The following is a 16671-nucleotide window of genomic DNA, read 5'->3' as shown; positions in this document are numbered from 1 at the left end:
GGTGCGGGGATGCAGGCTGCGGCGACATCCCCGCACTGACCTGAGAGAGGACATACGGATGGGCTTCACCCAGGTATTTCGCGCAGCAGGCTGCGGCGCATTGACCGGCGCACTACTGTTTGCCTCCGCACCACTTGTGGCGGCGGACCAGATCCGAGATATACAGTGGGCGCTGAAGGCACTGAATTCCGAATCCGTGTGGAAACTCTCCCAGGGCAGTGGTGTCGTAGTCGCAGTCATCGACACCGGAGTAAACGCCGATCATATCGATCTCAAGGGAAACGTCCTTCAGGGGAAGGATTTCCTCAATGGGGGTAGCGCAACCCCAGAGCCCGGGCCAGGCGTAGATCATGGTACAGCGATGGCTTCGATCATTGCCGGTCACGGCCATGGGACGAACGAAGGTGTGACAGGCCTCGCACCGAAGGCGAAGATCCTCCCCATTCGGGATTACGGCACAAAAGGGACTGGGCTGTCCGCCTCCATCCGATACGCAGTCGACCACGGCGCATCCGTGATCAACGCATCTGAATGTTTCGATTCCAGCGATCAAGATGAACTAGATAAGACGAATGACGCTGTCGCATACGCGCTGAAGCACGATGTGCTGGTCGTGGGCTCTTCAGGTAATGACTCGGATAAGGGCGGTAAGTGTTATCCAGCAGCCTCACCAGGCGCCCTGGGAGTGGGTGCCGTAAAGAACGACGGGTACATCTGGGAGGGATCAAACCCTGGTGATTTTGTTTCGTTGACGGCTCCCGGAACTAACATTGTCAGCGCCAAGGGCACGGGCAATGGATACCGCAGCGGAACCGGCACATCTGATTCCGCTGCTTACGTTTCGGCAGCAGCCGCCCTCCTCCGATCAAAGTTCCCTGACTTGACGGCAGGCCAGATCGCAAACCGCCTCGTCAAGACCGCGGCACTGCCCGACTCGGAGAAGGGCCTGTCCCTCCCGAACAAGAGCTACGGCTACGGCATCATCCAGCCGCTCGCCGCCCTGAAGGACAGCATGCCGGCCGGCTCGAAGTACGGTCCACTCACTGTTCCGGAGTCCCTGAAGGAGAAGTCGAGCACTTCTTCACTTGGTGATTCCGATGAGGATCAGGCGCAGGCCGACCAGAAGGCAGTGATCATCTGGGCTGTCATCGGTGTCGTGGGCCTGGCCGTCATCGGCCTGATCGTGCTCTTGATCGTCAAGCGGTCCAGGCGGAGGAGCAACGACAGCGGCGCCCCCGACAACCCTCCGGCCTACCTGCATTACACCCAGCAGCCCGGCCAGCCCCAGCAGAGCTCCTACCAACAGCACGTCTCTCCGCAGCAGGACCCGTACCAGCAGCCCACGCAGCAGGGCCATTGGCCGCCCCAGCAGTAGGCACGCTCACCGGTGGATGCCCTGGCACTGCGGCATTCACCGGTGCTCACAGCGGCGTGGGAAGGCAATCAGCCGAAGTGGCAGACGGGGCGTTTCTACCAGCGGTAGAATCCTTGGCATGAGTGACCAGAAGTGGACCAGCATCAAGACCAAGGAGGCGGTCGCCGCCCGGTTGCGGGTACTCGCCGCCGAGCACGGCACCACGATGGACGGGCTTCTTGAGCAACTTGCGTTCCGAGAGCTGACCGAGGAGGAGCGCGAGCAGCGAGCCCGGGACGCCGCCCTTGAGCTCGGTGTGGAGTACACGCCGGAGGTAAAGGCTCAGGGGACCGATGCCTGGGCGAAAGTCCGCTCCCACCGCGCGCGCCAAGGCGGCCGCGCCGCGTGAGCGACTACGTCGAAACCGTCGTCCTGGACCACACTTCCCTGGTCGCACTGTACGAGGGCGACCCCTTCTTCACAGGCTTGTACGTCGAGGCCAGCCATCAGCGCGGGCACATCCTCGTACCGTCACTGTGCGTACTGGCCTCCGACCGACTGAAGCCCGGCTGCGGTCAGTACGCGGCCGGGCTACGGTACGCACAGAGCGTTCCCTTCACCACGGCCCATGCTGTAGAGGTATTGTCCTGGCCGCGCGCCGAACCTGCCGTGGCTCATGCGGCCGCGGTGGCCTGGCAGATGGCTACAGCGGGCGAGCCAGTCACCGTCCTGTCGCTGCGAGACGAGGCGTACCGCTTCACCGGCGTTCAAGCACTCAATCCCTACAGCTAGACGTAACTGACGCGGAGGGCGCACCCGAGACCTGGAGGGGGCAGCAAGATCGTCTGTTCCCTTCGTCAGCACCCCAGGGCGCGAGCGGCAGCTGTCAGATATGGCGAGAGGAGTTGCCGCAGGGCCTCCCGCCTGGCCTTCGCGTCGTCCGGGTAGGTGGCATTGATGGCGATGGAGTACCGCCTGGTGCTCCGGCCAGCGGCATCCGTCGGATAGTCGGTGCACTCCGTCACGCCGACAATCCGTGAGTCCCACACCATGACCGAATCATCAGCGTTTACCTCCCCGAGTTCGTCGGCGGGAACGCCGAGATAGTTCAGAGCGATGTTCTTCGCTCCCAAAACATCCGGATACCGCTGGCCTGTGACTTCGAGTGCCGTGTCGCCATCGATCGACACGGCACACCGCTGTGTGTCGTCAGGTCCGGTCAGCGACTCGCCTGGATCGATGGCCTTTCCGGGCGGCAGGAGCGGCTGCACGAGCTTGGCGCTGACGGATACTCCACAGATCTTGCTCGGGACAGCGTACTCTCGGGTCTCTTTCCCCTTGCTGCAGGACGTCATAAGTACGACAGAGATGACCGCCATCACGCCGAATACCGTTGGTCCATTCCTTCGACGTTCAGCCATTCCGCGAATCCTCCCACTGAGACCCCTCAGAGTGGCTCAGTCCTGCCTGGGTGATGGCCGCCTTACGGAGATCACCGATCGTGTCCTGATCCAGTCGGCTGTTCGATGTCGCTCGGTCGATGGCTGCTGCTGCCGCATCCTGTGTGCTTTCCCGACCTGCGGAGTACTCAAGGCCTGCTTCGTACCGCGCCTCCGTAGTCGTGTCCCGCTGAATGCTCTCCATGACACTGCTCTGGATGTCTTCGACTGCCCAACCTGCGACATCCCCGACAACCGGCACCTTGATAGCTCCGGTTGCCAAGCCAAGGCCGCGGCCCACCCATTTGTTGGCCGTCTCAGCCGACTCGTTGAAATCCGCGTCCGTGGCTCGATGGGTCTCGAAGATCGCCTCCGCGCGAGCTTCACTCATGATGCCCGACACGATGGAACCAGGTGCGACAGCTTGCTTGACGCGCTCGGCGTCATCAACGGTGGAGTGCGAATCGCCGTTGATGACACTGTCAACCACTCCGCTGGTATAGGCCTGTTGTGATCCTGTGATCGCTGCGTATGCATCCGGGTCCTGGCCGACGGCAGCGAGGAATGGCTCGGCGGTAGCGGCCTGCAACCCCGCTGACGCGCCGGACACGGGTAGATCATCGTGCCCAGAAACAGCAGCTTGAACGTCGCCCATGTATTCGGCGGCGATGTTGCCAAGGCTGTCGCGGGTTGCCTCGTAGGGGGCGCCGTCCTTGTCGTTGAGTAGTTCGGGGCCTCCCTGGCCACCGAACTTGTCCACGATCTGGCGGGCCAGCTTCGCCTGGTCTTCTGTGTGCGGGACGGAGTCGGCGTTGGGATCGCCGTCCCATGGACGGCCATTGGTCGCTGCTTCGAGGGCATGCCCCAGAGAGTCAGGGAAGTCGTTCATGGACTTCCCCACGGCGTCGGGGTCGTGTCCCGTGATGTCGGGGAAGGAGTCGTAGTCCTTGTTGACGAGGTAGTCCAGGTAGCTCCCGGCGCCGTCGATGTCGGCGAGTGCGCCCTTGTGGGTGCCGTCCTGGGCGTACGCCTCCATCGGCGGCGTGAAGTAGTCCGTGGCCGCCTGCGGGCTGTGGCCGAGGGCTTCGAGGACGCTGTTCATGGGGTCGTATCCGGCGCCGTTCTTACCCGAGGGGTTGAAGCCGTACTCGGGGTCTCCGAAGTCTGCCTTGGTGTTGGCGAAGAAGTACGGGTTCTCGGCGTGGAGTTGGGTGACGTGTTCCGCGATGGGGGTCAGGAAGCTGGAGTCGTAGTCGCCGTAGCGGAGGATGCCGCCGAGGAGCTGGTAGCCGTAGGGGCCCTCGTTCATGCTGTCCTCGTGCAGCTTGACGTGCTGCGTGCCGAGCTTGCGGAACTCCGCCGTCCACTGTTCGGACAGGTGCGGTTCCTTGCCCGGGTCGGTGGCGGTGGCCAGCGTGTTGCCCATGTTGCGTTGCATCTGCTGGAGCAGCGCCTTGCGTTCGTCGCTGGCGTCGGCGGTTTGGAGGGCGAGCTGACCGTACAGCTGGAGACTGCCTTCCTGGCCCAGCTGCTTGTAGAAGTTCGTGGCGAAGACCGGGTCGCTGGCGTTGGCCTTCATCAGGTGGTTGAGCTCGGTCAGCTCCGTGTCGGTGAGTTTGTCGCCCTTCTTCATCAGCTCTGCCGCGTGGGTGGCATCGGCGGCGTCCAGGGAAGTGACGACCTTGGAGTTGAAGTTGTCCGTGTAGCCGCCGAGGTCGCGGCGCAGGGCCCAGCAGGCGGTCTCGTCGGCGTCGGCAGCGCGCTGCAGGACGGCTTCGATACGGCGGACGAAGGCGTCGCAGGCCTGTTGCTGCTCACGGATGAGGGCCTGGCCGTCGGGGTCGTGGCGGGCGGCGAAGTTCTGGGAGAGGTCGTTGCGCGGGGTGACGGTGCCGGTGGCGCTGACGTGCAGGTCCTCCTTCTTGGCCTCGACTTCGGCGAGGTGGTGGAGGTCGTCCTTGGCCTTCTTCAGCGCGGCGTGCAGGGTGGTGAGGACACCGGCGATGCCTTCCGCTTCCTTCTGCGCGTCCGCGAACTCCTGGTGTGCGGCGCGTACGTCGTTGTCCGCCTTGGCAGCGGTCAGCACCGGCTGCCGCCAGCCGGCCTTCTTGAAGGGCCCCGCGACCTCGTCGCCGAACGCGGTGTGCAGGCCCTTGAACTTGCCGACTGTCTCCTCCCAACGGTCAGCGGTCGCTTTGAGGTTGCTGAGGTTGAGGTGATAGAGCTGCTCGTACGTCGGCATGACGCTGGTGGATCCCCCGTGGAGTGGTGTGGCTCGTCAGACGGCGGTTGCCGTAGGCGGGTGGTGAGTTGGGGCCGGTCAGCCGAAGGGTGAGGGCTTGACGGACAGCGAGTTCATGGTCTGCGTGTTCGCCGTTTCGGTGCTCTGAAACAGCATTCCTGAGCTCCCACACTGCCTGGCGAGGCCGTCACAGCTGGCCGCGAGCGCGGAGACCTGGCTCGACCAGGTCTCGGCCAAGCCGCTCAACGCCCCGCCGAGCCCGCCGTCCCAGTTGCCGCTACCGAAATCCCGGGACGCCGAGCGCGTCTCGTCCACGGGATGCGCGCCGCTGGTCCGCGTCCGTCCCGCGATCTCCTGCGCGCCGGTGCCCGCACGATTCAGGGCTGCCGGATCGTCGATGTCCGTGCCGCCAGACATGTCTCGTCCCCCATGCTTGTTTCCGCTTCGTGCTGGGCGAAGCCTTCGATGTGAGCAGCAAATTCGTCGGCGATGCGTCAGCAAAAATATCACTACGATGCTTGGCCACCCGAAGCTTTCGCGCGGCTTTTGGCCACTCGGGTCACAGACAGATCAGCGTCAGCTACGGTCAAATCACACCGTATATCTAGCAATATCCCGATGTCATCGCCGAGGCGGGATTCCGGATGTGAACGCAGACCCGGTCGAGGCGCCGCCCGCCCGGATCTACCGGTGAGCGCGCTGCGTCAAGCGGCGGGTGCCTGGGCCGGGCGGAGTTCCGGCTCCGGCCCCCCTCGCTCTACCGTCGGACGGTGGCAGTCACATTCACAGGCGCGCGCCAGCAACAGGCCCTTGCCATACGGCAGTGGAATGTCCCGCTGCTGGTGACACTCGGCGTGCACGTCCTCGTATCCGGGGCGACGGGCCATTGCGCACTCCAGCGACAACTCCCCCGAATCCGCTGCATCTACGGATCGCACACTCACGGCTTCCTCCTGGCTCCGCAGGACGGTCGCACGGCGGTCAGGACGTCCGGCCGGCGGGAAGTGCACGGCACACGCCGGGCACGCGTACACGACGAAGCCCGGCCCCGAGTTCTGGTGCACCACGGCCACCACGACCGGGGTCTCGGTGGTCACATGGCAGCGGACACACATCCGTACCGGCTTACGAGACCGCGCCCGAGGTTCGGTCGGCGGCGCGGGGTCCTGCGCCGGGGCGGGTTCCGGCCTGCTCTGTCGTCCCCGGGCTGGCGACGCAACCGCCCCGGGCTTCTCGGCTTTACCCGGATTCCCCACACCCAACGGCACCGCTGTCTCTGCGCCGCATGTCTCACGCTGCGCTCCCATCACGCCACCCCTTCCGCACCGACGACATGACGGTCGAGGTCGATCCCGGAGTCGTCCGCGAGAACCAGCGCCACGCGCCGCCGCGCCTGCCGCACCCGCTCACGCTCCCGTACCTGGCAGGCCCACTCCGCCGCGATCACGTACGGCCGCACCGAGGCCGCCGCCGAGCCGTCCAGCGGCGCGAACAGCCCGTACGGAGAACGGTGCACGGGCAGCCGTACCGCGACCGGGCCCGGCACCTCCGCCTCCCCCGCGAAAACCGGCACGACGGAGCGCACATCCACCCTCCGTCTACCACTCCCCGGCACGCACACGTCCAGGATCCGGCACAACACTGCATGGATAATGCTCACTGTCATCAGTTCCTCAGGGCTGGTGGCCGTGCCCCGGGGCCGTTCGCGCGGCCGCCGGGGTCTCATCTGTCTTCATGACCTTACTAAGCCATGTAGAGCTATGTATAGCTCTCTGGAGATTCGCGTAGCTCGGCATCGACCTACGTTGCCCTTGTGAGTGACCGCAGCAAGGTGCCCGACTTCGCCCCGCAGGGATCCCAGCTCATCTACGTCGCCGTAGCCGACCACGTCGAGGCGCGGATTCGAGCCGGAGAGCTGCAGCCCGGTGCGCGCCTACCCGCCGAGCGTGATCTCGCACAGGAATACGGCGTCGCCTACCTCACCGTCCGGCGAGCCGCCCAGGTGCTGCGCGACCGAGAGCTCATCGAGACTGTGCACGGACGTGGCACGTTCGTCGCCGACCCACTGCCCAAGACCGCTGCAGATATCGCCGTCGAGAATGACGAGACGAACGGCTGACCGCGCAGCGCACGAGAAACGCGCTCTGGCGCGTTCCAGGATTCGCATGGATCGCCTCCGCTGGCACGTGTCGCGACTGGAGGTTCCGCCAGTCACGGAGGCCATCACATGGCGGGCTGTCGAGCTCTTGCGCAACGCTGCCCTACACGGCCACAAGTACGCGATCGACTCGGTGGTGGCCGCCAGCGCGCTCGGCTACTCCGGTTCTCGCATCATCGTGACCTCAGACCTGGACGACATGACCATGCTGTGCGGGGACGCGGTTCGCTGTGTGAGTGTGTGACCGCGGTGGTCTCGGATACGGTGCGCCACATCCCCGTCATTCTGCGCGCTCTGGAGACGCCTCGGGGCGCCGACGGTTCCCCGCGCGTCCGACCGACGGCTGAACCGCTGAATACGGTTACGGCCGGTACACCGCCCACGTCTTGGGTGTTTCCGAAACCTTCACGGCCGCGAGTTCGGGCAGCTCGTCGCGCCATCTGTCGAAGATCCACTTGGCCACGTTCTCCGCTGAAGGTGACGCACCCCCCCCCCATCGCTCCATTGAGGTGCCGGTGGTCGAGCGTGTCGTCCAGCCATTTCTTGAACGTGTCGAGGTCTCTGTAGTCCCGGACGAATCCCGGCGGGGTCAGAGCGTCGTCCTCCGCCGAGAGTTCGAGGACGACGATGTAGTTGTGGCCGTGCATGCGGGCGCAGGGGTGCCATGCGGGCAGCTGGTCGAGGACGTGGCTGGCGGAGAAGTGGAACTCCTTGGTTATCGTGAACACGCCTTCCGCCTCCCTCTATCCCTGCGTACGCGCATCGCCCTGGTCCCGAACTGTAGCCGCGGGGTCGTCGGATTCCGACGGCACGTCCGCGAACAGGGACTGGTTGAGCGGCACGGCGTTCAGGAAGCGTTCCCGTCGACGCGGGTCGGCGATGCTGTCCGCCTTGCGGCGTACCTCGGCGCGGGCCCGCTCCAACAGCTCGGCCGCCTCTTCGTCAGCACCGACGGCCGCCAGGGCGCGTGACCTCGTACAAGACCTCTTCCGTCCGCAGGGCCGGCATCGCGCCCCGCTCTTCGAGGAGCTCGTAAGCCTCGCGGGCATCGTCGGCCGCGTTCCGGACGTCGCCCTCCGCGAGCCGGAGGCGGCTGCGCAGACAGAACGCGGCGATGCGGCTGCGGTCCATCTTCGTGGTCTCGGTCTCGACGAGCGTGTCTCCAATCAACCGGAGTGCCTGCCCGAAGTGCTCCCCTACGGCCATGAGCACGTTCACGTGCAGGTTACGGACGATGGGCACGAGGTTGACCAGCCACGTCTCCTGCGTTTCGAGCCATGCCGCCCGGATCCGCCTGAGGGCTTCCGGCGCGCGGTCGGGTGTGCTGGAGGCGATCGACGCCAGGAGAGCGTTGTTGTACGCGTGCCAGCCGCTGATGGTCTCGCCCGTCTCCTGGTATTCCTCCTCGAAGGTCAGCGCCCTGGTGAGTGCGGCCTCCGCCTCCGCCATGTCGCCCATGGCGATGTGGAGTTGGGCGAGATAGTTCAACGCTATGGGCAGCTCGGCACGCATCGACTCACTGCTCAACCGCTCGACACAGCGCACCAACCGTTGCAGTGCTTCGTCGAACCGGCCCGCGTCAAAGAGGTTGACGCCGATCTGCATCTCGTTCAGGTTGCGGGCATGCTGTAGCACCGGGCTCGCGGCATCGCCGAGTTCGGCAGCGGAGGCATACAGTTCCTCAGCCTCGAACAGCACACGCAGGCCGGCTTCCAGGTCGCGTTTGGGAAGCTGACGGCCGTACTCGACGAGCGCCACGTAGAGCGCCTCGGTGCCGTCCGGACCGCATGCCCGGGCAAGCTCGACCGCCTCGTGGACTTTCTCGAGTGAGGGCTCAAGACCGTGTACCGCGAGCAGGGTTTTGCCACGAGCAACGCGGTGCGGGCGGTCAGCAGAGGGTCGCCAAGGCGGCGGGCCGCCTCCTCGGCCTCGGCCGCCAGCATGTCGATACCGGGCGAGTCCACCCGGTCTTCGCTGCCCTTCCAGCGCACCTCGGTGAGGCTCAGCAGCAGTTCGGCCGATTCCACGAGCAGACGGTCGCGTTGCGGGTCGCCCACGGGCAGCTGCCGGGCCGAGTCGAGAGCCGTCCGGCAGGGCTTCTCGGCCTGGATGAACGCCAGTTCGTCCACAGCCACGGACCGTGCGAGCCGGTAGTGGGCCTCCGCGCTGGCGGCGGCACGGGCGGGGCCTGCCTCGCGCAGATGGCCGGCGATCATGACACGCACTTAACGCGGAAGATCCTCGCCGACCCGTGGCAGCCGTTCCATGGCCTCGGCGATGTGGGCGTGCCTCGACAGCCGAGCCCCCTCGTCCTGTTGCTCCTGCCGGATACACGACTGGAGGGCGCGGTGCTCGAAGTCGTACCAGTCGACGTGCAGTCCGTCCGCCCATCGCGGCATGTCCGCGCGGCGCCGTTCGCGCACCAGCCCATGCTCGCGAGCCACGCGGTGCAGCAGATCCTGAACGCGGAGCTGGGGCGTTCCGGTCACTTCGGCGAGCGTGTGCGAGAAGAAGAACTGGCCTACGGTGGCGCCGAGAACAAGCAGTTCGCGCACTTCGGGGTCGATACGAAGGAAGCGTTCCCTGAACGCGTGCGGCAGTTCACGCGGGAGCGGTACGTCCGCCCCGTAGCCGGGACGCCACAGCTTGAGTACCTGGTCCACGAAAACAGCGCTCCCGTCGGTCACCGAGTGCACCTGCTCGGCGAATCCGGCGGGAACGTCCTGGCCCTGCAGTCTGGCCGACACCAACTCGCCGACGGCCCAGTCCGGCAGGGGCGGGACCTTGTGGCGGGCGACCAGCAGATTGTGCCTGGTCTCCCACATATGGAGCAGTTCCCCGATCTGCGCTCCGCTCGCCGTCGTCGACTCGTGGGAGCCGAGGCCCAGGACCAGACCGAGCGGCTCACCATCGAGTCTGCGCAGCAGCATGTGGAGGAGTTGACGGCTGCTCTCGTCGAACAGCTGGATGTCATCGATCAGCAGGAGGAGGGGTGCGCCGTCGCGCGCCTCCGCCAGCAACGCTTCGACCAACTGATGGGTCATGGCCGTCCGCAGCGATTCCAGACTGCCTGCTGGGGTGGATCCGGTGGCAAGGGCCGCCTCCAGTCCGGCCCGTCCCGCGTCGACCACACCGCCGACGCCGGGAATGGCGACGGAGACCAAAGCCGGCGCAGCAGCAGCGGCCCCTCGTCTATATCCAAGACCCCTCTTCGCTCGCCCCCTCAGCTCTCCCCCCGCGGGAACGACACCTCCACCCGGCGGTTCTTCTTGCGGCCCGACTCCGTCGTGTTGGAGGCGATCGGGTAGTCCTCGGAGTAGCCGCGGACCTCGTAGGTGATGCCGGAGTCCTTCAGTTCCTGGTCCAAGACGTCCTGTACGGCGTTGGCGCGTTGGCGGGAGAGGGTCAGGCCGTGGGCGTAGCTGCCGAGGTTGTCGGTGAAGCCGAAGACGCGGATCTGGGTGGCGTTCTGGTTCTTGATCTCCGCCGCGATCGCGGAGATACGGGCCTTCGCCTCGCCGTTCAGCTTCGAGCTGTCCTTGCTGAACAGGACCTCCGCCTGGAGGGCGAACTTCACGTCCGCGTTGGTGTCTTCGCGGCGCTCGTCTCCGCTCTGGTCCTCGACGACCTGCTTGATGTCCAGGACCTTCGGCTCTGCGAGGGTGGCGTCTTCGGGGAGTTTCAGGTCGGGGTCGTTGGGGTCGACTTCGACGGGGGCGGTGGCGGAGGGTTCGGTGCCGGGGGGATAGCTGGGGTCGCCGTCGTCCGCGTAGGCGGGGGTGAGGGTCAGGGCCGCCATGAGCGAGGCGGCCCTGACGGTCAGGGCGAGGCGGGGTGGGGTTCGGGTGGCGGTCATGGTGGGCGTCACCCGGAGATCTGGATGGTGGCGGAGGCGAAGGTGGGGAGTTGGAAGGCCACCTCGCTCGTGCCTTCGGGCGGTGCCGGGAACTGCATGAACACCGCGAGGCTCTCCCCCGCCTTCAGGGTCGAGAAGCCTGTCGTGGTCAGCGGGCGGCCGTCCGTGTCCCGCAGCACGTAGTAACGCTTCTTGCCCTTCGAGTCGACGAGTGTGGCGCCGCCCAGCGACCGGCCGTTCCTGACGATCTCGGTCTCGTCGCCGCGCACCGCCGCCGGCACGACGACGCTCTTGCCACCATCGTTCTTCAGGGTGCCGTTCACCGTGACGAAGCCGCCGGCGTCCCGCTCGGCGGAGGTGATCTGGAGCAGCAGCCCGTCCTGGCCCTTCAGCTCCGCCAGGGGTACGTCCGACTGCCCCTCCTGGGTGCTGGGCTGGGAGCCGTTCCCCTTGGTGGCGGAGGCCGAGGACTCCGGCTTCTTGTCGTCGCCGCCTCCGCCGCAACCGGCCACGCCGACGGCCAGTCCGGCCGCGACCGTCAGCGCGACGATCCCCCTGCGGGCCTTCGCCGTGAACCGAATGCTCATCACTCTGCTTCCTTCGTCACTGGTGTCGTCAGCTTGTCAGTCCGCCAGGTGGACGTCGAAGAGATCCTCGGGTTTCGGGAGATCCGTGAGGTCCGTCGGGTCCAGGGTCCAGTCGACGTCGTTGTCGCACTTGAGCTCGGGCAGCACATCCGGGTCGGCGCCCGCTCCGGGGAGCTTGAAATCGCAGCGCGGCTCGATCACGGCGCTGGCCGTCTCGGTCGAGTGCGCATCCTCGGTACCGGGGACGATGGAGTCACCGACGCTCTGGTTGGTCGTGGCCTCGACCTCGTAGCCCGGGAGCGGCCACTCCGGGTGCCCGTCGCACTGCACGTTCGCGTCGTTCTGCGCGGCCAGCTCGGTCGCCCGTGCGCACCCCTCGAACGGCACTCCGACGCCGTTGAAGATGTCCCGCCACTTGGTCGGATCGAGTACGTTCGCCACCCACTCGTCGGTGAGCTCGTCCCGGGTGTCCAGGGCCGCCGCCAGTGCCGCCGCGTCGGCCGCGGTCTGGGCGCTGTTCCGGTTGGCCGCTGCCTGGCCGACCGCGAGAAAGGCGAACGCGAGCAGGAGCAGGCCCCCCACCACGGTGATGTAGATGGGGAAGGCCTGCCCCGCGTCGCTGTGCGGAAAGAGGCGCGTCAGCCGCCGGTCACGTTGGCGATCTGCTCGGTGATCGCGTCGTAGATCGTGTTGCCGATGTCCGTCCCCGTGATCGCCAGCACGATCGCCACCACCACGGCGATGATCCCCAGGTACTCGACCGCGGTCTGACCCTTGTCGTCGTTGAACCGGTTGCTCATGGTGGGCCCCTTCGGCGTCATCGCTGTCGACCTCCGGAACGTAGACCGGGGTCTTCGCTTCGGCCGAGGGTCCCTGGGCCCAAATCCGGGCCCATGTCGGCATCTTCACGGTCACCCCACTCCCCGGTTCGAACCCGGCGCCGTGCCCAGCCACTTGGCGGCGGCTTCGGAGCGGCTCGTGCTGTGGAGTTTGGCGAAGATGCGGTTGATGTGGTTCTTGACCGTCTTCTCGCTGATGAAGCAGGCGGCGGCGATCTGCTGGTTGGTGATGCCGGTCGCGATGAGGTCCATGATCTCCGCCTCCCTCGCGCTGAGTTGGAAACGCGACCTGTCCGACAAGGACTGTCCCACAAGTGGTTGCAATTGCGAAAGCCCTTGCGGGGAAATTGTGGAGACGGCAGCTGGGAGTTGCGCGGTGACGTGTGCAGTCGCACCGGGCTCGCGGAGCTGGGCCAGCAGTGCGGCCGTCGCCGTGGGGGTGATGTGGGACCGGCCCTCCTTGGTGTCCTTGACGGCCGTGACCAGTTGGTCCGTCGTGAACTCGCCGTGGACCAGGTAGCCGTCGGCGCCCCTGCGCAGCGCCTCCCGTACGGTCTCCGGCTCCCCGCTGTACGTCAGCATCAGCACCGGGGCGATCGGCACGAGGTGGGGCAGCGCCGAGATCCCGTCCACGCCCGGCATCCGGACGTCCAGGAGGATCACGTCCGGGCGGTGCCGGCGCGCGGCCTCGTACGCCTCCCTCCCGTCCGCCGCCTCCGCTACGACCGTGATGTCCTCGCGGCCCGAGAGGAGGGCGGTGAGGCCCGCTCGGATCACCGGGTTGTCGTCGGCGACGACGATCCGGACGGGGTCGGGCTGCGGTGCCGTCGGGAACAGCGCGAACGGGGTGGGGGGCGTCCCCGGGGGTGGGGGTTCGTTCTGCATTCCTGGCCTCCTCTCAGGGGGTAAGGGCTGTTACGCGGCAGCCGGTGGGGGTGCCAGGGGGAGTTCCAGGAGGACCTCTGTGCCCTTCGCCTCCGTGCCGGCGCCTATGTGGATGCGGGCTCCCACCGACTCCGCGCGTTCCACCATGCCGACCAGGCCGAAGTGTCCGGACCTGCGGAGTTCGTCGAGGGTGGCGTGCGGGGGGAGGCCGCGGCCGTCGTCGTGGACGCCGATGCGGAGCAGGTGGTGTTCGGGGTCGATCTCCGCGGTCACGTCGAGGTGCGTGGCCCCGGCGTGGCGGTGGGCGTTCTCCATCGCCTCCTCCGTGATGGAGAGGAGTTGGCGGGCCACGGGGTGCGGGACGTCGAGTGGGGGGTGGGGACGGGTGGGGGGACGGTAGGTCGCCGGGAGCGTCGTACGGGTGCTGAAGTCCCTTGTCCGGGTCGCCAGTTCTTCCAGTACGTCCGTGGTGGGAGCCGGGTCCGGGTCGCGCCGTAGGTCCGTGAGGAGTTCCCGGGATTCCGTCGCCGCTCTGCGGGCCGCTCGGGCCACGAGTTCCGCCTGCTGCCTGAGGAGGGTCGGGTCCGGGGTGGGGGCTGCCGCCGATGTCGCCAGGCCCTCCGCCGCCAGTGCCACGCCGTGGAGCGTCTTCGCCACCGAGTCGTGCATCTCCCTTGCCAGGCGGGCCCGTTCCTCGCTGATCGCCTCCGTCACCGCGAGGCGGGCCTTCATCGCGGTGAGGGCCTGGGTCGCTGTGCCGAAGCGGAGCAGGAGGTTGCGGAGGGTGGAGCCGACCGCCCCGGTGATCACGCAGAAGCCGGGGAGGAGGAGGGTGTCGGCGGGGGTGGTGTTCGGGTGCGGGAGGGCTGTCTGGGCCACGAGGAGGATCAGGGACTGGAGGGAGGCGAAGACCGCGGCGCCTCGCCAGCTGTAGGCGATGCCGGCGAGGAGGGGAGTGCAGACGCTGACGTAGGCGAGGGTGGTGTCGGGGCCCGCGGAGATCAGCAGGAGGCTGCCGAAGAGGGTGTCCGCGGCGAGGAGGGTGGGGTGGCGCAGGAGGAGGGGACCGAAGCGTTCCCAGTCCCTGAAGAGCGCGTACGAGACCATGAAGGTGACGACTACCGCGGCGCCGACGAGGCGGGTGCCGATGCCCGGGTTGGCGTTGAGGAGGGCGGCGGGGGCGGCGAGGGCGATCATCGCGAGGCGGAAGCCGAAGACCTGGCGGCACATGGCCTGGAGGGCGTTGACCTGGATGTCGAGTGCGGGTGCGTGGGGGTGCGCGTCCTTTGTGTTCCCACCCGCACCACCCGTGCGGCCATCGCCGTCGGGTGCAGGTGGCCCCTGCGGGGGCTGACCGCCGTCGGCGGCCGCGCGTCCGCGCGGGCCCATCGGCCGCCACGACTCCAGCCCCCGCCCCACCCGCCGCGCACCCGTCACCGACATCCCCGGCCCCCCTACTTCCCCGTAATCGTGCCGAAGTCCGTGCCAGAACCCAGCAGCAACCCCGCGGCCAGCAGCAGCATCGTCGCCGGGACCATGAACGTCGTGATCATCATCGTGGCCTTGGGGACCGCGCGGGCGGCCTTGCGGCGGGCGTTCTGGGCGTCCGTGCGGCGCATGTCCTTGGCCAGGGAGACCAGGGTGTCGACGATGGGCGCGCCCAGTTCCTCGCCCTGCTGAAGTGCCGTCACGAACATTGCGACCTGTTCGGAGTCGTTGCGGCGGCGGAGCTCCGCGAAGGCCTGGCGGCGGCTCATTCCGAGGTCCATCTGGCGGAGCGTGATGCGCAGTTCGTCGGCCCAGGGGCCCTCGTACTTGGAGGCCACCCGGTCCAGTGCCTGCCGGAAGCCCAGGCCCGCGCTCACCACCACCGCGAGCACGTCCAGGAAGTCGGGGAGCGTGCGCTCGATGACGTCCTTCCTGACCCGGATCGCCGACCAGATGCCGACCTCCGTCCAGAACGCCCCGAAGGCCAGGAGCAACAACGCCACAAACACCTGCCCCCGCAGCAGGAACACCAGGAAGCCCAGGGCGCCGAGGAAGCCGTACACCGCCCTGCGGGCCGCGTAGCGGTTGATGGTCAGGCCGCCGGGGTTGCCCGCGAGGTCGATCTTGCGGCGGTATTTCGCGACCTGTTTGGGGCCCATCAGGCGCAGGACCGCGGGGGCGTACCGCATGCCCATGCGGTCGATCAGCGAGTCCACCGCGCCGGTGCGGGTCGAGCCGACCTCCAGCGCCAGCACCAGGTCGCTCGGGAGTTTCGCCTCCGCGCGGTACATGCGCAGGCCCGCGAAGAAGCCCCACACACTCACGGCCATCAACAGCGCCAGTCCGACGGCGATCATGTCCGCACCCCCCTCACACGTCGATCCGGGACAGGCGGCGGATCAGGACGAAGCCCACCGCGTACAGGCCGAAGGCGATGAGCACGGCCGCCTGGCCCAGCGGTGAACCCGTCATCCGGGCCAGCGCTCCGTCCTTGACGCCGTTCATCAGGAACAGCGAGCCGATGCCGAGGACCGGGACCGCGTACGACGTCATGTTCACCTGGGAGAGCTGGGTGCGGACCTCCCGCCGGGTCTCCTTGCGTTCCTCCAGCGTCTCGGTGAGGTTCCGCAGGGCGCTGACCACCTGGCCGCCCGCCCGGTTCGACAGGACCAGTGTCGTCACCAGGACGACCAGTTCCCGGGACGGCAGCCGTTTCGCCATCTCGTCCAGGGCGTCCTCCATCGAGACGCCGATCGCCAACTGGTTGGCCACCTTCTCCAGTTCCTCCCCGGCCGGTGCCTCCAGCTCCTCCGCCGCCATGCCGATCGCGGTGCGCAGGGCGAGGCCCGCGTGGGTGGCGTTGGCCAGGATGCGGGCCAGTTCGGGGAGTTGGTTGATGAACTTCTCGATGCGCTTCTGGCGCTGCCAGTTGAGGAACTGGAGGGCGGCCCAGATACCGAGGAGACCGAGAATCGGGCCGAAGAAGGGCGCCATGGTCTCCTGGCCGACCAGCCACAGACCCGCCACGACGGCGAGCATCGCGGCGAAGAACTCGCCCGGTGTCACGTCCAGTCCCGTCGCCGCCAGGCGGAGCTCCAGCTGTCTGCCCAGCCGGGTGCGGCGCAGCCGGCGGTCCAGGTCCCGGAAGTACCGGCGGCGGCCCACGTACGTGACCTGGCCGGCCGACGACAGCCGGTCCACCAGGGCCGCCCGCTGTGCCCGGCCCTTGGCGAAGACGTGGATACCCACGACGGCGAGGACCAGGGCCAGCAGGGTCGCGCCGGTGGTGAGCATGATCAGGGAGTCGAGGTCCATGAGGGTGG

The 16671-nt window shown here is 67.3% G+C and carries 20 protein-coding genes and 1 pseudogene; 5 read left to right on the top strand and 16 right to left on the bottom strand.

Annotated features, from left to right (window positions below):
• Window positions 1–58: 58 nt before the first annotated feature.
• The 3 genes from mycP to AB0D34_RS40485 all read left to right on the top strand — a co-directional run bounded on the left by mycP (window position 59) and on the right by AB0D34_RS40485 (window position 2146).
• A complete protein-coding gene (mycP, locus tag AB0D34_RS40495; RefSeq protein WP_362671496.1) occupies window positions 59–1375 on the top strand; it encodes a type VII secretion-associated serine protease mycosin in 1317 nt (438 codons plus the stop codon).
• 118 nt (window positions 1376–1493) lie between these two features.
• Window positions 1494–1763, top strand: a complete 270-nt coding sequence (locus AB0D34_RS40490) for a hypothetical protein (protein WP_362671494.1) — start codon at window positions 1494–1496, stop codon at window positions 1761–1763.
• Window positions 1760–2146: a hypothetical protein gene (locus AB0D34_RS40485; protein ID WP_362671491.1), complete on the top strand. Its 387-nt coding sequence runs from the start codon at window positions 1760–1762 to the stop codon at window positions 2144–2146. The genes AB0D34_RS40490 and AB0D34_RS40485 overlap by 4 nt, the downstream gene beginning before the upstream one ends.
• 65 nt (window positions 2147–2211) lie before the next feature.
• Here the strand turns inward: AB0D34_RS40485 and AB0D34_RS40480 are convergent, their stop codons facing one another.
• From AB0D34_RS40480 to AB0D34_RS40465, 4 genes are all read right to left on the bottom strand, one after another.
• Window positions 2212–2775 (bottom strand): hypothetical protein, encoded by a 564-nt coding sequence (locus AB0D34_RS40480; RefSeq protein ID WP_362671488.1) that lies wholly within the window; start codon window positions 2773–2775, stop codon window positions 2212–2214.
• Window positions 2768–5035: a DUF6571 family protein gene (locus AB0D34_RS40475; RefSeq protein ID WP_362671486.1), complete on the bottom strand. Its 2268-nt coding sequence runs from the start codon at window positions 5033–5035 to the stop codon at window positions 2768–2770. Before AB0D34_RS40475 ends, AB0D34_RS40480 begins: the two co-directional genes overlap by 8 nt.
• A gap of 78 nt (window positions 5036–5113) precedes the next feature.
• Complete coding sequence (locus AB0D34_RS40470; protein ID WP_362671483.1) at window positions 5114–5452, bottom strand: hypothetical protein; 339 nt, start codon at window positions 5450–5452, stop codon at window positions 5114–5116.
• An 889-nt stretch (window positions 5453–6341) separates the two neighbouring features.
• The gene (locus tag AB0D34_RS40465; RefSeq protein WP_362671481.1) at window positions 6342–6620 is read right to left on the bottom strand and encodes a hypothetical protein; all 279 of its coding nucleotides are present in this window, start codon (window positions 6618–6620) and stop codon (window positions 6342–6344) included.
• A 228-nt stretch (window positions 6621–6848) separates the two neighbouring features.
• Here AB0D34_RS40465 and AB0D34_RS40460 point away from each other — a divergent pair, with 228 nt between their 5' ends.
• Both AB0D34_RS40460 and AB0D34_RS40455 read left to right on the top strand, forming a co-directional pair.
• On the top strand, window positions 6849–7154 hold the full coding sequence (locus AB0D34_RS40460; RefSeq protein WP_362671479.1) for a winged helix-turn-helix domain-containing protein: 306 nt from the start codon (window positions 6849–6851) through the stop codon (window positions 7152–7154).
• Window positions 7155–7281: 127 nt separating this feature from the next.
• A complete protein-coding gene (locus AB0D34_RS40455; protein ID WP_362671477.1) occupies window positions 7282–7437 on the top strand; it encodes a hypothetical protein in 156 nt (51 codons plus the stop codon).
• Between the two features lie 117 nt (window positions 7438–7554).
• Here AB0D34_RS40455 and AB0D34_RS40450 read toward each other — a convergent pair.
• From AB0D34_RS40450 to AB0D34_RS40395, 12 genes and pseudogenes are all read right to left on the bottom strand, one after another.
• Window positions 7555–7921: pseudogene (locus AB0D34_RS40450) on the bottom strand (6-carboxytetrahydropterin synthase).
• A 15-nt stretch (window positions 7922–7936) separates the two neighbouring features.
• A complete protein-coding gene (locus AB0D34_RS40445; protein ID WP_362671475.1) occupies window positions 7937–8116 on the bottom strand; it encodes a hypothetical protein in 180 nt (59 codons plus the stop codon).
• 19 nt (window positions 8117–8135) lie between these two features.
• Window positions 8136–8951 carry a tetratricopeptide repeat protein gene (locus AB0D34_RS40440; protein ID WP_362671473.1) on the bottom strand — a complete coding sequence of 272 codons (816 nt, stop codon included), beginning with the start codon at window positions 8949–8951 and terminating at the stop codon, window positions 8136–8138.
• A 467-nt stretch (window positions 8952–9418) separates the two neighbouring features.
• Window positions 9419–10324, bottom strand: a complete 906-nt coding sequence (locus AB0D34_RS40435) for an AAA family ATPase (protein ID WP_362671578.1) — start codon at window positions 10322–10324, stop codon at window positions 9419–9421.
• A 92-nt stretch (window positions 10325–10416) separates the two neighbouring features.
• The gene (locus tag AB0D34_RS40430; protein WP_362671471.1) at window positions 10417–11049 is read right to left on the bottom strand and encodes an OmpA family protein; all 633 of its coding nucleotides are present in this window, start codon (window positions 11047–11049) and stop codon (window positions 10417–10419) included.
• Window positions 11050–11057: 8 nt separating this feature from the next.
• Window positions 11058–11636 carry a hypothetical protein gene (locus AB0D34_RS40425; RefSeq protein WP_362671469.1) on the bottom strand — a complete coding sequence of 193 codons (579 nt, stop codon included), beginning with the start codon at window positions 11634–11636 and terminating at the stop codon, window positions 11058–11060.
• A 36-nt stretch (window positions 11637–11672) separates the two neighbouring features.
• Window positions 11673–12278 (bottom strand): pilus assembly protein TadG-related protein, encoded by a 606-nt coding sequence (locus AB0D34_RS40420; RefSeq protein WP_362671575.1) that lies wholly within the window; start codon window positions 12276–12278, stop codon window positions 11673–11675.
• Window positions 12275–12436: a membrane protein gene (locus AB0D34_RS40415; RefSeq protein WP_037903624.1), complete on the bottom strand. Its 162-nt coding sequence runs from the start codon at window positions 12434–12436 to the stop codon at window positions 12275–12277. Before AB0D34_RS40415 ends, AB0D34_RS40420 begins: the two co-directional genes overlap by 4 nt.
• A 111-nt stretch (window positions 12437–12547) precedes the next feature.
• Window positions 12548–13360: a response regulator transcription factor gene (locus AB0D34_RS40410; protein WP_362671467.1), complete on the bottom strand. Its 813-nt coding sequence runs from the start codon at window positions 13358–13360 to the stop codon at window positions 12548–12550.
• Window positions 13361–13390: 30 nt separating this feature from the next.
• Window positions 13391–14749, bottom strand: a complete 1359-nt coding sequence (locus AB0D34_RS40405) for a histidine kinase (protein WP_362671572.1) — start codon at window positions 14747–14749, stop codon at window positions 13391–13393.
• A gap of 65 nt (window positions 14750–14814) precedes the next feature.
• On the bottom strand, window positions 14815–15702 hold the full coding sequence (locus AB0D34_RS40400) for a DUF5936 domain-containing protein (protein WP_362671570.1): 888 nt from the start codon (window positions 15700–15702) through the stop codon (window positions 14815–14817).
• Between the two features lie 16 nt (window positions 15703–15718).
• Complete coding sequence (locus AB0D34_RS40395) at window positions 15719–16663, bottom strand: type II secretion system F family protein (protein WP_362671465.1); 945 nt, start codon at window positions 16661–16663, stop codon at window positions 15719–15721.
• Window positions 16664–16671 lie beyond the last annotated feature (8 nt).

Source organism: Streptomyces sp. NPDC048420, assembly GCF_040651535.1.
In the GTDB taxonomy this organism is placed as follows: Bacteria; Actinomycetota; Actinomycetes; order Streptomycetales; family Streptomycetaceae; genus Streptomyces.
This window is presented reverse-complemented; position numbering and strand designations above follow the sequence as displayed.

Excerpts from the sequence above, each read along its gene's own strand:
- AB0D34_RS40415 (WP_037903624.1), bottom strand. The coding sequence starts at position 12,436 with ATGAGCAACCGGTTCAACGACGACAAGGGTCAGACCGCGGTCGAGTAC.
- AB0D34_RS40395 (WP_362671465.1), bottom strand. The coding sequence starts at position 16,663 with ATGGACCTCGACTCCCTGATCATGCTCACCACCGGCGCGACCCTGCTG.
- AB0D34_RS40425 (WP_362671469.1), bottom strand. The coding sequence starts at position 11,636 with ATGAGCATTCGGTTCACGGCGAAGGCCCGCAGGGGGATCGTCGCGCTG.
- AB0D34_RS40490 (WP_362671494.1), top strand. The coding sequence starts at position 1,494 with ATGAGTGACCAGAAGTGGACCAGCATCAAGACCAAGGAGGCGGTCGCC.
- AB0D34_RS40405 (WP_362671572.1), bottom strand. The coding sequence starts at position 14,749 with ATGGGCCCGCGCGGACGCGCGGCCGCCGACGGCGGTCAGCCCCCGCAG.
- mycP (WP_362671496.1), top strand. The coding sequence starts at position 59 with ATGGGCTTCACCCAGGTATTTCGCGCAGCAGGCTGCGGCGCATTGACC.
- AB0D34_RS40430 (WP_362671471.1), bottom strand. The coding sequence starts at position 11,049 with ATGACCGCCACCCGAACCCCACCCCGCCTCGCCCTGACCGTCAGGGCC.
- AB0D34_RS40410 (WP_362671467.1), bottom strand. The coding sequence starts at position 13,360 with ATGCAGAACGAACCCCCACCCCCGGGGACGCCCCCCACCCCGTTCGCG.
- AB0D34_RS40475 (WP_362671486.1), bottom strand. The coding sequence starts at position 5,035 with ATGCCGACGTACGAGCAGCTCTATCACCTCAACCTCAGCAACCTCAAA.
- AB0D34_RS40470 (WP_362671483.1), bottom strand. The coding sequence starts at position 5,452 with ATGTCTGGCGGCACGGACATCGACGATCCGGCAGCCCTGAATCGTGCG.
- AB0D34_RS40480 (WP_362671488.1), bottom strand. The coding sequence starts at position 2,775 with ATGGCTGAACGTCGAAGGAATGGACCAACGGTATTCGGCGTGATGGCG.